Raw genomic sequence first — 14,559 nt, 5'->3', positions numbered from 1 at the left:
CGACGCGGGTGGGCAGTTTACCAGCGTGCGGCCCCGCGCCGCTGTACGCGGCCGGCCGGGACCGCTCAGGCCAGCGGCGGCAGATCGAACCAGACCAGCTCGGCCGGCGCTTCGCCGAGCCCGCTCAGGGCCAGCGTGCCGGCTTCGCCGTGCAGGCCCAGGGCGTCGCCGGCCTGGAGCCGACGGCCGTTGGCCTCGACCTCGCCGCGCAGGATCTGCAGCCAGTAGCTGCGGCCGGGGTCGAGCGGGTAGCCGGCACGGCCGTCGCGACCCAGGCGCAGCGCGTACAGGCGCAGGTCCTGGCGCACCGGCAGGCCGCCGTCGGCGCCGTCGCGCGAGGCCAGCAGGCTCCATTCGCCCTCGCCGGCCGCGGCCGGCGCGGCGCGGGCGCAAGCCGGGCGCGCATTGAGCCGATCGGGCTGGATCCAGAATTGCAGGAAGTGCAACGGTTGCTCGGCCGAAGCGTTGCGCGCGCCGTGGGCCAGGCCGTGGCCGGCGCCGATCCACTGCCATTGCCCGGCCTGCACCGCGCCGCCGCCGTCCAGTTCCGGATGGGCCAGCGCGCCGCTCAGCACGACGCTGAGGATGTCCATGTTGGCGTAGCGGTGCGTCTCGAAGCCCGCGTCGGGACCGACGCGGGCTTCGTGCACCACTCGCAAGGCACCGAAGCCCATCCATGCCGGGTCGTAGTAGCCGCCGAAGGAAAACGCGTGGCGGCTCTCGCGCTGGTCCGCCTGCAGCAGGCCGCGGGCGGCGGATGGACGTTCGATGATCATGCCGCGCAGTTTATTACTGCTTCGGCACCAGCGCTTCGGTGGTGATGCGGATGCTGACTTCGTCGCTGACGTTCGGCGCGTACTTGCCCAGGCCGAAATCGCTGCGCTTGAGCGTGGTGCTGGCGTCGAAGCCGGCCGCGGCGCGCTTGGCCATCGGCTGCTCGCCGATCTTGTTGATGGTGACGTCCAGCACTGCCGGCTTGGTCACGCCGTGCACGGTCAGCTCGCCGGTGACCTTGAGCTTCTTCTCGCCCGCGGCCTCGACCTTGGTGCTCTTGAAGGTGATGGTCGGGTACTTGGCGGCGTCGAAGAAGTCGGCGCTCTTGAGGTGTTCGTCGAAGTCCGGCACGTGCGAGTTCAGACCGTCCAGCGGGATGGTCACCTGCACCGAGGACGCGGCCGGCTTGGCCGGATCGTAGGTGATGCTGCCGTCGACCTTGCCGAAGTGGGCGACCGGGTGCGAGAAGCCGAAATGGCTCCAGCCGGCGACGACGTCGGTGTGGTTGGGGTCGATCTTGTAGGTCAGCGGAGCGGCGACGGCGGCGCCGGCGAAAGCGAAGCCGATGACGGCGGCGAGCAGGATGCGCTTCATGGGTGATCTCCTCGAAACGGCGGACAGGAAGGAACTGCGGGGAACTGCGGGCAAAGCGGCGGCCAAACCTCAGTCGATGCGCGCGGCTTCGTCGAAGGGCAAGCGCGGCGAGCGCGGGAACAGCTTTTCCGGCTGGCCGACGCCGAGGTTGACCAGGAAGTTGGACTTGATCTGGGTGCCGGCGAAGAAGGCCTCGTCGACCTTGGCGTTGTCGAAGCCGGACATCGGGCCGGTGTCCAGCCCCAGCGCGCGCGCGGCCAGGATCAGGTAGGCGCCCTGCAGGCTGCCGTTGCGGAACGCGGTGGTGCGGATCGACTCGTCGTTGCCGGCGAACCAGCTGCGCGCGTCGGCGTGCGGGAACAGGTAGGGCAGCTTTTCGTAGAACTCCAGGTCGTGGCCGACGATGACCGTGACCGGCGCGGCCAGGGTCTTGGCCAGATTGCCCTCGGACAGAGCCGGACGCAGCTTCTCCTTGGCCTGCGCCGACTTGACGAACACGAACCGCGCCGGCGAACCGTTGGCGCTGGTCGGCGCCCACTTCACCAGATCGTAGAGCTGGCGCAGGGTCTCGTCGCTGACCTCGCCGCCGATCTCGTTGTGGGTGCGGGCGGTGCGGAACAGCTGATCGAGCGCGTCGTCGGTCAAGATCCGGGACATCGTTTTCTCCGTGAGGCTGCCAGGCTCGGCATGTGATCGGGAGGGGAAGTGTAGAGTCTCGATCCGACCGCAGAACCGACACCTTCGGAACGGATTAACAACACTCGTGCAACAAAACGGCTTTCCCGCCAAAACTAGTTCCACTGCTGCAACCTGGGTCCTGACCGACGGCCGTGCCGGCAATCAGCGCCAGGCCAATGCCCTGGCCCTGGCCCTGGGCCGCGCTACGGCCGACTGGACCCTGAGCCCGCGCGCGCCCTGGCGCTGGCTGGCGCCGCGGCGCCTGCCCGGCGCGCGCGGCGCGTTCGGCCCGGCCTTCGCCCAGGCCCTGGCGGCACGGCCGCGCCTGGCGATCGGCTGCGGCCGCCAGGCCGCGCTGGCGACCCGGCTGCTGCGCAGCGCCGATTGCGCGGCGGTGCAGATTCTCGATCCGCGACTGGATCCGCAGTTCTGGGATCTGGTGGTCGCGCCCGAACACGACGGCTTGCGCGGCGCCAACGTGGTGACCCTGCTCGGCAGCCTGAACCCGGTCGACGACCTGTGGCTGGCCGGCGCGCGCAAGACCTTCCCCGCTTTCGGCGCCCTGCCCGGCCCGCGCACCGCGCTGTTGCTCGGCGGCTCCAGCGCGCACGCCGACTTCGACCAGAAAGCGTTCGACGACCTCGCCGGGCAGTTGCAGGCGGTGCTCGAACGCGAAGGCGGCAGCCTGCTGGCGACCACCTCGCGACGCACCCCGGCGCCGGTGCGCGCGCGCCTGCGCGAGCGCCTGGCGCGACTGCCGCGGGTGTCCTGGTACGAGCCCGGCGAAGGCGCCAACCCCTACCCCGGCCTGCTCGGCTGGGCCGACCGCATCGTCTGCACCGCCGACTCGGTCAACATGCTGTCGGAAGCCGCGGCCACCCATGCGCCGGTGTTCGCTTACGGCGTCGAGCGCATCGACGGCCGGCCACGGCGTTTCGTCGACAGCCTGCTCGGCCTGGGCCGGGTACGGCCGTTCGACGCCTCGCTGCGCGCCTGGCCGGTGACGCCGTTGCGCGAGACCGCGCGGGTCGCGGCCGAGGTGCGGCGCCGGCTGCGGTTGCCGGACTGAGCGCGGCGCGGCCGCGGATCAGGATCCGGCGCCGCGCAGGCCCTGCTCGCGCATCGCCGCATCGATCGCCGCACGCGCGGCCTGGATCGGCGCGGTCTCGGCGACCCGGCGCGGACGCCGGTCCAGGGTGCATTCCAGCCCGGCCGCGAGCAGCACGCCGTGGGCCGCGGCCAGGGCCTGCGCCTGCGCATCGCCGAGCCGGCCGGCGGCACGCGCGGCCTCGATCAGCCCCGGCGTGTCGCGCGGCCGCAGCAGCGCCGGCGCCTGGGCCGAATCGCCCAGCACCCGGTGCTGGAGCAGGAATTCCAGGTCGACCAGGCCGCCCTCGCCCTGCTTGAGGTCGAAGTGCGCCGCATCGCTGCGGTCGAGCTCGGCGCGCATCCGCGCGCGCATCGCCGCGACCTCTTCGCGCAGTTTGTCCGGGTCGCGCGGCCGCGCCAGCGCCTGCGCGCGCACCGCCTCGAAGCGCTCGCCCAGGCCGGCGTCGCCGGCGACGAAGCGGGCCCGCACCAGGGCCTGGTGTTCCCAGGTCCAGGCACGCTCGAACTGGTACTCGGAAAAACTCGCCAGCGACGACACCAGCAGGCCCTTGGCGCCGTCCGGGCGCAACCGCACGTCGACGTCGAACAAACGCCCGGCCGCGGTCACCGCGCCGAGCAGGGCGACGACCTTCTGCGCCAGCCGGGCGAACCAGCGCGGCGCGTCCAGCGAGCGCGCGCCGTCCGACCAGGCGCCGCCCTCGACCGCGGGTGCGTCGTACAGGAACACCAGATCCAGGTCGGAGCCGAAACCAAGTTCCTCGCCGCCGAGGCTGCCGTAGCCGAGCACGGCGAAGCGGCCGCCGGCGATGCGCCCGTGCGCGGACGCCACTTCGCTTTCGGCCAAGGCGAGGATCCGCACCACCACGCCGTCGGCCAGCCAGGCCAACTGGCGCGCGCTGTCCTCGGCCGACTGGCGGCCGTCGCGCAGGGCCATGGCGATGCGGAAGCTCAGCGACTGGCGCACTTCGTTCAGCGCCTGCAGGGTCGCTTCGGCGTCGTCGCCGCCGTCGACTTCGGCGCAGGCCGCCAGCAACTCCTCGCGTCCCGGCAAGGGCCCGACCACGCGCGCATCGAGCAGTTCGTCGAGCAGCAGCGGATGCGAGGCCAGGCGCTCGGCCAGCAAGGCACTGCGCGAGACCACTTCGACCAACCGGGTCAGCGCCGCCGGCTGTTCGTCGAGCAGGGCCAGGTAGGCGCTGCGGCGCAGCACGTTGTGCAGCAGCGCGAGCAGGCGCTTGAGCGCGAGCATCGGCTGGGTCGACCCGGCCGCGCCGTGCAGCAAGGCCGGCAACACCCGGTCCAGGCGTACCCGCGCCGCATCCGACAGGCCGCGCACGCCGGGGCTGCGGGCGAAATCGCGCAGCGCCGCGTCGGCGTCGGCGGCCGGCTCGAAGCCGGCCTCGTCCAGCACCGCCGCCTCGCCCGCCTCCGGCAGCGCGCGCCAGTACGCGGTCAGCGCGTCGGGCGCGGCGCGGCGCCGGCGCGGCGCGAGCAGGGCTTCGAATTCGGCGGTGACGCGCTCGCGGTGATGCGCCAGCTGCGCCTGCAGCGCCTCCCAATCGGGGTAGTCCAGGCCCAGGGCGATGCGCGCGCGATCCTCGGCGGTCGCGGGCAGCGCATGGGTCTGCGCGTCGCGCAGCATCTGCAGGCGGTTTTCCAGGCGGCGCAGGAAGCGATAGGCCTCGGCCAGGTCGGCGCCGGCGGTCTCGCCGATCTGGCGTTGCGCGACCAGCTCGCGCAAGGCCGGCTGCAAGCGGCGGCCGCGCAGTTCAGGCTCGCGGCCGCCGCGGATCAGCTGCAAGGCCTGGACCAGGAATTCGATCTCGCGGATTCCGCCCGGCCCGCGCTTGATGTCGTCGGCCAGTTCCTTGCGCGCGACCTCGGCGCTGATCGCCGCCTTCATCGTGCGCAGCCCGTCGAGCGCGCCGAAGTCCAGGTAACGCCGGTACACGAACGGCCGCAACGCGGCCAGGAAGCGCTCGCCGGCCTCGATGTCGCCGGCCACCGGCCGCGCCTTCTGCCAGGCGTAGCGTTCCCAGTCGCGGCCTTCGCGCTGGAAGTACTGCTCCATCGCGGTGAACGACCATGCCACCCGGCCGGCGTTGCCGTAGGGGCGCAAGCGCAGGTCGACGCGGTGGCAAAAGCCCTCGCCGGTGATCTCGTCGAGCAAGCGCGCCAGTTGCTGGCCGAGCCGGGCGAAATAGGCCTCGGCGTCGAGCGCGCGCGCCGGATCGCGGCCGTCGAACTCGGTGCTGCCGTCGTGCTCGTAGGCGTAGACCAGGTCGACGTCGGAACTGAAGTTGAGTTCGCCGCCGCCGAGCTTGCCCAGGCCGAACACCACCAACCGTACCGCCTCGCCGTCGCGGGTGCGGACGCTGCCGCGCTGGCGGGCGAACTCGTCCTCCAGCGCGCGCAGGGCGCTGTCCAGGCAGCGCTCGGCCAAGGCCGTGCTGCCGGCCAGGGTGTCCTCGACCCGATCCAGGCCCAGCGCGTCGCGCCAGATCAACCGGGTCGAGCCGGCGGCGCGGTAACGGCGCAGGCGCGTGCCCCAGTCGCTGCGGTGTTCGGGCGGCAGTTCCGGCGGCGCCGGCTCGGCGGCACCGTCGTCGCCGGCCAGCGCCAGCAGCAGCGCCGGCTGCCGCACCAGGGTGTCGATGGCGAAATCGCTGACCACCGCCACCCGCACCACCCGCGCCACCAGGCCCGGATCCTCGAGCGCATCGCGCGCCTGCGCGGACGCGGCGCGCAAACGCGCCAGCGCGCGCTCGGCGAGCGCAGCGGCGAGCGGATCGATGACGGCGGTATCGGACGCGGCGGCGGAGGGCTGTGATGCAGGCATGCGCCGATGATCGCATGCGCTCGTTGCGGCGGCCTCGCGCGCAGCGCGCGGCAGGCGAGATATCCGCGCATCGCCGGACTTGGCTGCCGATCGGCGCCGATGGCGCCGTCGCCGGGCCCAAGCCTCGCTCGGCGCAGCGCATCCGGATCGCCGCGCAACCACGCAGCAGACGCGCCCGGGCTGCGCCCGACCCGGGCGACCGGCGCTGCCGCAGAAAAAAAGCCGCACAAATAAAAAGCCCGCTTCCGGTAGAACCGGTTGCGGGCTTGCTCCCTCCCCCACGTCGGGATGCGGGGCGATCGTGAAGGAAGCGTTATTGGGTTTGCACGCTGCAGTGCAAAACAGAACTTGCCAGTTCATTTGAAACGCGCCCGCCGACGCCCACGGGAGTCCCGCGGAAGCCAGCAGCGGCGGGGCTGTTATCGATGACAGCCGATTCGCCCGCACCGTCGCGCAAGCCGGGCGCGAGCCGTACCGAGGCAAAACTGAATGGGGAGACTGCGCGAGCACTGCGCCGAGGCCGAGGCCGCAATGTGTCTGCGGTCGCAACTTTGTCCGGAGCCACGCGCATCCGCCGTTCACCAGGTGTCGCAGCCTGCTGTAATCCGCGGAGCGATTCGCGTTACACGGAGGAGACGCCAATGCCCCGCTCCCGCTTCCCCCGCACCGCGCGCGCGGCCGCCGTCCTGGCCCTGGGCCTGGCCTCGGCCGCTTGCGCGCATGCCCCAACATCGACGCCCATCAAGGAGGACCCCATGAGCACTGCCGCCAGCGGCACGCCCCACGTCACCGGCGAGGACATCAGCCGCCGCATGCTCAAGCTGATCGGCAGCCTGACGTCCAACGCCGACCTCAACGCCGACCACGTCCGCCGCCACACCGGCCTGGAAGTCCAGCTCGCCGCCAACGGCGACGGCTCCTTCGGCACCGGCGCGCAGCTGGACCCGGACTGGTCGTACAACCTCTACGTCACCCGCCCGGCCGGCGAGCACAAGAGCAAGCTGATCTTCGATTTCGCCCGCACCGGCGACCAGAGCGCGCCGATGACCCCGGTCTGCGGCCTGGACTTCGAGCATTACGCGCGCGAACTCAAGAGCATGGGCTTCAACGGCGACGCCAGCTACGCCGAACACGGCCGCCTGGACCACTGGAACTTCAGCCGCACCGGCCTGTCGCTGCAGATCTTCGTCGAAGGCGAATCCAGCGAATCGCCGGCCAAGATCGGCCACCACTGCGTCAAGACCCTCACCATCGAATAAGGCAAGGAGGCCGTCATGCCCGCCAAGATCAGTCCCGAGCTGCAGAAGCTGCTCGACGAATTCGCCAAGCAGCCCGGCGTCAGCGCCGACGCCTCGGCCAATCTCAAATCCACCATCGAAGGCTCGCCGGCGCTGTCCAAGCAGCTCGACGACGCCATCGCCCAGGGTCATCTGAAGTCGTTCAAGCCGCTGACCGATCCGCACGCCGGCGGCGCCTACAACGGCAAGGAACAGGCGATGCTGTTGCCGATCAAGGGCCTGGAGAAGGCGCCCGCCGGCACCTACGACGCCGGCAACATGACCTTCGTGCTCGGCCACGAGGTCCAGCACGGCTTCTACCGCACCGACCGCGACAAGGCGATCCAGACCTTCGCCACCGAAGCCACCGCGCTGGCCAAGACCGTCGCCGACAAGCACGACTACACCGCTTCGGTCGGCAAGGTGATCCAGGCCGACCGCGACAACGAGGCCAAGGCCCACATCGCCGGCTGGAACGCGCTGGTCGGCAACGTGCGCGAGGCCAACCCCAAGGCCACCCTGGCCGACGTCTACGCCAAGTCGCCCGGCCGCGCCGGCGATTTCATCGACCGCACCGGCACCGCGCCGAACTTCAACTACGCGTTGAAGGCCGGGCTGACGGTCGAAGCCGACCTGTCGATGAAGATGAGCGCCGACAACGTCAAGTCGATGGGCAAGTACTACTTCGACATGCCGCCGGCGCAGGCGCGCCTGGGCCACGACGGCAAGTCGGACTACGCCAACTACTACGGCGCGTCGTACATGAGCTACATCAGCCAGCTCGAGCACGCCCACGGCAAGACCGCCAGCGGCGGCAAGCCGCAGGTGCACCTCAACATGACCGAGCTCAAGCTCAACGAAAAGCTGATGGAGCAGAACGGCATCGACCTGGGCGCCAACTCGGCCGGGCGCCAGCCGTACTACGACACCAGCAGCAACCCGCCCAAGCAGAGCCATTTCGACCACACCAAGACCACCCACACCCACGTCAACATCCGCAACGCGCCGCTGGACGCGCTGCGCGAGCTGCAGGGCGACGGGCACGCGCACGACCACGGCAAGCTCGATCCGCGCAGCGCCGAGCACCCGGACCACCGGCTGTTCCGCGGCATCCTCGACAAGGTCCAGGGCGAGTACGCGCGCCTCGGCGGCACCCTGCCGGAGCGCGACGCCGAACGCCTGGCCGCGGGCCTGGCCCTGGAAAGCAAGCGCAACCACCTGTCCAGCCCGGACCACGTGGTGCTCAGCGTCGACCCGACCACCAAGGAAGTCGGCAAGACCGCGTTCCTGGTCCAGGGCGACCCGAGCAGCCCCTCGCACCTGCGGGTGGGCATGTCGCTGCAGCAGGCGCCGCCGACCGAGGATGCGTTCCGCCAGCTCGACGCCTTGAACCAGCAGCAGGGACAGGGATCGCAGACGCAGCAACAGCAGCAGCACAGCCGCGCGATGTAACGGCGATCGGCGGGGAACGAGTGCGCAGGAACGAGTCGCTCGTTTCTCCGCACTCGTTCCTCCAGGCCGCCCGCAAATGCTCGACCACGGCCGCCGCCGGCTGCGACCGGCCCGTCATTTCGCCGCTTCGCCCATTGCGGCCAGGCCGCCGGCGCGAAGATCCTTTACCCTGCTCGCCCCGCCATGCAGGGAGCGTCCATGGGCAATCGGGTCTTCCTCTATCTGTGTACGGAAGTCGAAGCCGCGCAAGGCGGCGGCCGGCCGTTCGCCGAGGCCAAGAACCACTTCCCGACCCTGTGGCAGCTATTGCTCGCCGACAGCCGCGAGGGGCCGTCCAACGCCGCGCAACGGCTGGCCTTCCTGGACACCGACACCGGCAATCTGATCGGCGACGCCGCCGCCGCGCGCGAGCGCTTCGCGATCCTGGAGCGCTACGTGGTCGGCCACCCGCGCCTGGACCGCATTCCCGGCCTGAGCCTGCAGTTCGAAGCCTTCCGCCGCTACTTCGACGAGGAGTCGGCCCTGGTCCGCGCCGGCGCCGACCGACCCGGCGCGCCGTTGAAGTTTTCCGCCGACCTCGACGAGTTGTCCTGGCTCGACGGCGACGGCGAGGGTTTCATCGAGCGCATGGCCGCGCAGTGCGGCGCGTTCTGGCGCGAACTGCAGGAAGCGATCTCGGCCGACCACGCCGAACAGGTGGCCGAGTTGCTCGAAGTCGAGGGTCCGGCCTGGCACGTCGACGAATGGAGTTCCTGGCTGTGGCAGTTCGGCTTCGGCGGACTCGACCACCCCTATTTCGGCCAACGCGAGCGGCCGCGGCGGATCGCATTCGAAGCCTTCGAGCACGACGACTACGCCGACCAGCCCGAGATCGGCCACGACCGGATCCTGTTCGAGGCCGGCGGCCTGCGCGGCCTGCGCCGGCGCGGCGAGTACGACGAACACGATCGGCTGCAAGCCGGCGAGGTGCTGATTCCGGCGCAATGGCAGGACATTCTCGATGCCGGCCATGGAGCGCGCGAGCTGTACTGGGTCGCGCGCGAGGACCGCTACGGCCTGCTCGAACGCCATGCCGACGGTCGCCTGCAATTGTTGCTGGAGCCGGTGCTGGACGAGGTCGACGAGTTCCAGGCGCTGGGCCCCTGCGCCCTGGCCGCGGTGCGGATCGGCGAGCGTGCCGGCCTGTTGCAGGACGACGGCGCCTGGCGCCTTTCGCCGGACGCGGCCTCGCCGCCGGCGCACGACATCGGCCGTTTCAGCCACGGTCGCGCCTGCGCGCGCAGCGGCGAACGCTACGGCTATCTGGACCCGGCCGGGCAGTGGTGCGTGGCGCCGGCGTTCGATGGCGGCGGCGAGTTCACCGCCGCCGGCCATGCCGACGTGCGGCGCAAGGGCCGGGTCGGCCTGATCGACCGCCACGGCGCGCTGGTGCTGGAACCGCAGTACGACGCGCTGGAATGGCATGAGCAGGCCGGCGCCTACCTGGCCCGGCGCGGCCGCCAGTGCGGCTGGCTGCACGCCGACGGCCGCGCCTGGGTCGGGATGGAGTGGGACGAGATCGATGCGATGCCCGCCGGCGCGGCGATCCGGGTGCGGCGCAAGGGCCGCTACGGCCTGCTCGACTGGTCGGGGCGCGAATGCGTCGCACCGATCTACCGCGCCCTGGACCTCGATCATGAGACCGTCGACGGCGCGCAGCCGACCCGGCGCGAAGCGCTGCGCTACCTGGTGCGCACCGCCGGCCGCGACGGCGGCCTGGGCATGATCGACGCCGACGGCCGCGAGTTGGTTCCGCCGGTCTACGACGAGTTGTCGGCGTTCGCGTCCTGGATCGAAGCCGGGCCCGGCGAATCGGCGGACGAACACGACGGGCCCTGGCGCACGCCGCAGCACCTGATCGCGCTGCGGCGCGAAGTCGGCGGCCGCGAGCGGCGCGGCGCCTGGGATCTGCGGCTCGGCCGCGAAGTCGTGCCCTGCGCGCACGATCACGTATTCGCCGCCGCGCTGTACCGCGACGGCGACGAGGTCGTGGGCGGCTACCTGGTCGCCGAGGACCTACCCGAGCACGAAGACCACGACTACGGCCACCAGCGCATGCAGGTGCTGCGCGCCGACGGCGCCGTGCTGCATGCCGGCTACGCCTGGATCGGCGTGGCCCGCCTGCTGGACTGGAGCGAGCTGTCGGCGATCGCCCTGCACCTGTACCGCGCCTGGTCCGCGGACCAGCCGGTCGAGGCGGTGCGCAGCGACGACGACCGCTTCGAATGGCTGCGCCGCGACGGCCGTCGCCACGATCACCTCGAGTGGTTGGCCGCCGGGTTCTCCGCCGGCGACCGCGGCGCCGCGCTGCGCCTGGCGCGCGAACTGCGCGACGGCTACGGCGTCGACGCCGATCCGGTCGCGGCGCGGCTGTGGATGGCGCGCGCCGCCGGCATCGAGCCGCACGCGTCGGCGCGTCGGCCCGGCCTGTTCGCGCGCCTGTTCGGCGCCGCCGATGCCGCCTGGACGCCGGCCGGCGCGGCCGCCGATGCCAGCGTCGATGCGATGGACGAACTGGCGGCGATGCTGATCGACGGCATCGGCGGCCCCGCCGCGCCGGCGCTGGCGCGGGACTGGCTGGAGCGGCTGCTCACGCTCGCGCCCGATCATCCGCGGGCGCAGATCCGCCTCGGCCATCTGCTGCAGAACGGGGTCGGCGGCGACGCCGATGCCGAGCGCGCGTTGCGCCTGTTCGAACGCGCCGCCGCGCAAGCCGAACCGGACGCGCTGTACAACCTCGGCCACGCGCATGAGTTCGGCCTCGGCACCGCGATCGACCACCAACGCGCGCTGGACCACTACCGGCGCGCCGCCGAAGTCGGCGATGGCGATGGCGCCCATCGCGCCGGGCTGGTCGCGCTGCGCCTGGGCGCGAATGCCGGCGCCGACCGCGCCGCCGCCTGCGCCGAAGCCGCGCGCTGGCTGCGGCGCGCCGCCGAACACGACAGCTACGCCGGCGCGCACATCGCCGGCAGCGACCTGGCCGGCCTGCTGGCGCGCGGCGAGGGCGTCGAGCGCGACGTCGACGAGGCCGAACGGCTATGGCTGGCCGCCGCCGAGGGCGGCCATCGCGGCAGCATCGAGCACTTGCTGGCGCTGTACGGCGACGAGGACAGCGAACGTCACGACCCCGAGCGCGCCGCTTACTGGCGCCAGCGCCGCTGAGCGACGCTGTCCCGCGCCGCGCGGGCGCTCAGCGGCCGCTGCGGCGGCGGTGTTCGGCCAGATCGATGCGCAGGATACGGCGCAGTTCCTGGATCGCCTGCGGCGTCTCTTGCACGCTGTGGCCGGAGACGATCGCTTTCTCCGATTGCGCGCCCTCCAGGTGGGCGCTGGCGTAAGGCACCACGCCGTCGCTGGACTGCGCCAGCGGCAGCTTCGGATCGCGCCAGCCGACCACGGTGTGGTACGGCAGGCCGGCCTCCAGGGTCAGCCCGGCGGTGCTGCGCATGAACAACGAATTCGGGCTGAGATCGTCCGGCCCGGTCGGCGGTCGGCCCTTGCGGAAGCCGATCTTCTGCAACTGGTCCTGATCGAGCTGGCTGCGCTGGATCAGTTCGGCGGTGTCGCGCAACACGTCGAACGGCAGCCGGATCAGCTTGCGCACCATGCGCAGCGGCCAGCCGTCGGTGACCACCGCGCCGCGGTGCGGCGAGGCCAGGAACACGGCGCGGCCGAACTGCGGCATCGGCCGGAACACGGTCAACTCGCGCACCAGCGGATCCTCGCGCAGGCGCTGCGCGGTGGCGGCGTCGAAGCCGCTCAGGCTGGCCTCGCGCACCTTGTCGCCGCTGTCGCTCAGCAGCAGGCGCGAGATCACCCCGCCCATGCTGTGCCCGACCAGCACCGCATCGCGGCTGGCGATGTCGTCGCCCTGCGGATCGTAGTGGGCGAAGGTGCGCGCCAACGCCGATTCGATCGCCGCGCGGTTGCCGAGGATGCTCAGGTTGGTCGGGTAGAACACCTGCCACAGTTGGTAGTTGCGGCGCAGGGTCTCGTCGCCGAGCAGTTCGTTGGCCAGGTTGACCCAGGCCTCCGGGCTGCTCGCCAGCCCGTGCACCAGCACGATCACCCGCTTGTCCGGGTCGTAGGGCTGGTTGAGGTAGACCCGCGGCGAGAACGCGCGCGCCTGCTTCGGCCGCAGCAGGCTGGACAGGCTCAGCCGCGCCAGTTCCGAGCGCGCCAGCCAGATGCCGTAGGCGGCCGAATAGTTCGCCGCCAGCGGCACGCTGCGCCCGGCGATGGTCTCGCTTTCGATCCGGAACGGGTTGTACACGTCCATGCGCGCGCTGCGATCGGCGAGCACGGCGTCGAGCGAATCGCCGCCGAAGCGCAGGGTCGCGGTGACCGGCAGGTAGCGGGTGTCGCGGTAGGGGACGTTCTCGGCCGGCGTCCCCTGCCCCGTCGCCGCGCGGCGCGGGAACACCGCCACCAGCGAGGTGCCGAAGCCGTCGCGGCGGTACACCGCGCGCAGATTGTCGAAGCCCAGGGTGTCGGAGGCCAGCAACGCCTCCGGTTGCTGCTCGATCTCCGACGATTCGTAGCCGTGCAGGGCGATGCTCAACTCCAGGCCGCCGACCCGCACCGGGCTGGCGCCGACCTGGCCGCGGCTGGCCTCGAACGCGGCCTGGGCGACCGCATCGACGGCGCGGTTGTAGAAGCGCAGCATCCGCTCCTGCCGCGCCTCGAACACCCGCTGCTCCGGCGTACGCGGAGTCAGAAACAGGTAGGCGTAGGCATAACGCGCAGCCTCGATCGCCGCCGCGGTGCGCGCATCGTCGGCCACGTCCGGCGCGGCGGCGGCCGGCGGTTCGACCGGCTTGCGCGCCAGGCCGGCGCTTTCGGCCGCCCGGCTCACCGAAGCCGGCAAGGCGTTCATGCGCAGCAACTGCAGTTCCGCCGAAGCCGCCAGCCAGTCCTCGACCGGCGCCAGCGGGCGCAACTGCTCGATGCACGGCCCCGGCTCGCGCGCGCAGGCCTCCGGATCCAGCCCGGCCGAACCGAGCACGCTCGCCGCCGAGGCGCTGAGCCGGTCGCCGCTGAGCGCATCGATACTGCGCTCGACCGCGACCTCGCCGAAAGCGCGCTCCTTGACCTTGACCACGGCGCAGCCGTTGCCGAGCAGGACGGCGAGGCCGAGCGCGAGCCAGGCAACGGGGGATCGGGACATGACGGATACCGGACGGGATGTGCGGCTATTGTCCGGGGCGGGCGGGGCGGGAGTAAATCGACCGATGACGAACCGCCTCCGACAACCCCTCCGACCTTCCATCGGGCATGGTCCAACGGAACCGGAGATTCAACGAATGCGGGCCGGGAAACTGCAGGCCTGGTAGCGAACACGGCACCCTCGATCGCCGCGTTGGCGGCAGAGCGCAAGCCCCGATTCAGTGGCGCTATCGATCGAAACCGCCCTGACGTGTTGGGTTCCGGTTGCCCATCGGATCGTCACGACGCATTGGTTGGCGTAGGTGACTTCGATGACGCAACGGACGCCGCCACGCGCCCGGCATGCTGCGATGGCGTCCTTCTCGGCGTCGTGCTTGCGGGGTCGCTCTACCGCTGCCCCAGCGACGCCGCGGCCTGCATCGCCGGCAATCGCCCCCCAGCGATCCGCCCACTGCGGCTCGGCCGCCCAGGTATCGCCCGATACCGGGATCGGGCCGCATGAGGCGACGTTCGATCCTTGATAGGGAGTCATGCCGGTGGGGCAGCCGCCTTCGGCGAAGGTGAAAGCGGGAATCGCCAGTCCGGATAGCACCAACGCCCTGACTCTCCATTTCATCGCGGCGTCCA

At 71.6% G+C, this 14,559-nt stretch carries 10 protein-coding genes; 4 read left to right on the top strand and 6 right to left on the bottom strand.

Annotated features, from left to right (window positions below; genetic code table 11):
* Positions 1-65: 65 nt before the first annotated feature.
* From K4L06_RS10485 to K4L06_RS10475, 3 genes are all read right to left on the bottom strand, one after another.
* A complete protein-coding gene (locus K4L06_RS10485) occupies positions 66-776 on the bottom strand; it encodes a pirin family protein (RefSeq protein WP_221671335.1) in 711 nt (236 codons plus the stop codon).
* 13 nt (positions 777-789) lie between these two features.
* On the bottom strand, positions 790-1,368 hold the full coding sequence (locus tag K4L06_RS10480; protein ID WP_221671334.1) for a YceI family protein: 579 nt from the start codon (positions 1,366-1,368) through the stop codon (positions 790-792).
* Between the two features lie 69 nt (positions 1,369-1,437).
* Entirely contained in the window at positions 1,438-2,025 is a 588-nt protein-coding gene (locus K4L06_RS10475; protein ID WP_221671333.1) for a malonic semialdehyde reductase, read from the bottom strand.
* 106 nt (positions 2,026-2,131) lie between these two features.
* Between K4L06_RS10475 and K4L06_RS10470 the strand changes: the two genes are divergently transcribed.
* A complete protein-coding gene (locus K4L06_RS10470) occupies positions 2,132-3,115 on the top strand; it encodes a mitochondrial fission ELM1 family protein (RefSeq protein WP_221671332.1) in 984 nt (327 codons plus the stop codon).
* Between the two features lie 18 nt (positions 3,116-3,133).
* Here K4L06_RS10470 and glnE read toward each other — a convergent pair whose 3' ends face one another.
* Positions 3,134-5,995 (bottom strand): bifunctional [glutamate--ammonia ligase]-adenylyl-L-tyrosine phosphorylase/[glutamate--ammonia-ligase] adenylyltransferase, encoded by a 2,862-nt coding sequence (gene glnE, locus K4L06_RS10465; protein WP_221671331.1) that lies wholly within the window; start codon positions 5,993-5,995, stop codon positions 3,134-3,136.
* 755 nt (positions 5,996-6,750) lie between these two features.
* Between glnE and K4L06_RS10460 the strand changes: the two genes are divergently transcribed.
* From K4L06_RS10460 to K4L06_RS10450, 3 genes are all read left to right on the top strand, one after another.
* Complete coding sequence (locus tag K4L06_RS10460) at positions 6,751-7,254, top strand: hypothetical protein (protein ID WP_221671330.1); 504 nt, start codon at positions 6,751-6,753, stop codon at positions 7,252-7,254.
* Between the two features lie 15 nt (positions 7,255-7,269).
* Entirely contained in the window at positions 7,270-8,724 is a 1,455-nt protein-coding gene (locus K4L06_RS10455) for an XVIPCD domain-containing protein (RefSeq protein WP_221671329.1), read from the top strand.
* 198 nt (positions 8,725-8,922) lie between these two features.
* Positions 8,923-11,928, top strand: coding sequence for a tetratricopeptide repeat protein (locus K4L06_RS10450; protein ID WP_221671328.1), 3,006 nt, complete (start codon positions 8,923-8,925; stop codon positions 11,926-11,928).
* Positions 11,929-11,956: 28 nt separating this feature from the next.
* Here K4L06_RS10450 and K4L06_RS10445 read toward each other — a convergent pair whose 3' ends face one another.
* Both K4L06_RS10445 and K4L06_RS10440 read right to left on the bottom strand, forming a co-directional pair.
* Positions 11,957-13,933: an alpha/beta fold hydrolase gene (locus K4L06_RS10445; protein ID WP_221671327.1), complete on the bottom strand. Its 1,977-nt coding sequence runs from the start codon at positions 13,931-13,933 to the stop codon at positions 11,957-11,959.
* A 129-nt stretch (positions 13,934-14,062) separates the two neighbouring features.
* Positions 14,063-14,548: a DUF4189 domain-containing protein gene (locus K4L06_RS10440; protein WP_221671326.1), complete on the bottom strand. Its 486-nt coding sequence runs from the start codon at positions 14,546-14,548 to the stop codon at positions 14,063-14,065.
* Positions 14,549-14,559: the final 11 nt, after the last annotated feature.

The organism is Lysobacter sp. BMK333-48F3 (assembly GCF_019733395.1).
In the GTDB taxonomy this organism is placed as follows: Bacteria; Pseudomonadota; Gammaproteobacteria; order Xanthomonadales; family Xanthomonadaceae; genus Lysobacter.
Note: the sequence above shows the minus strand (reverse complement) of the source record. Positions and strands in the feature narration are given on the sequence as shown.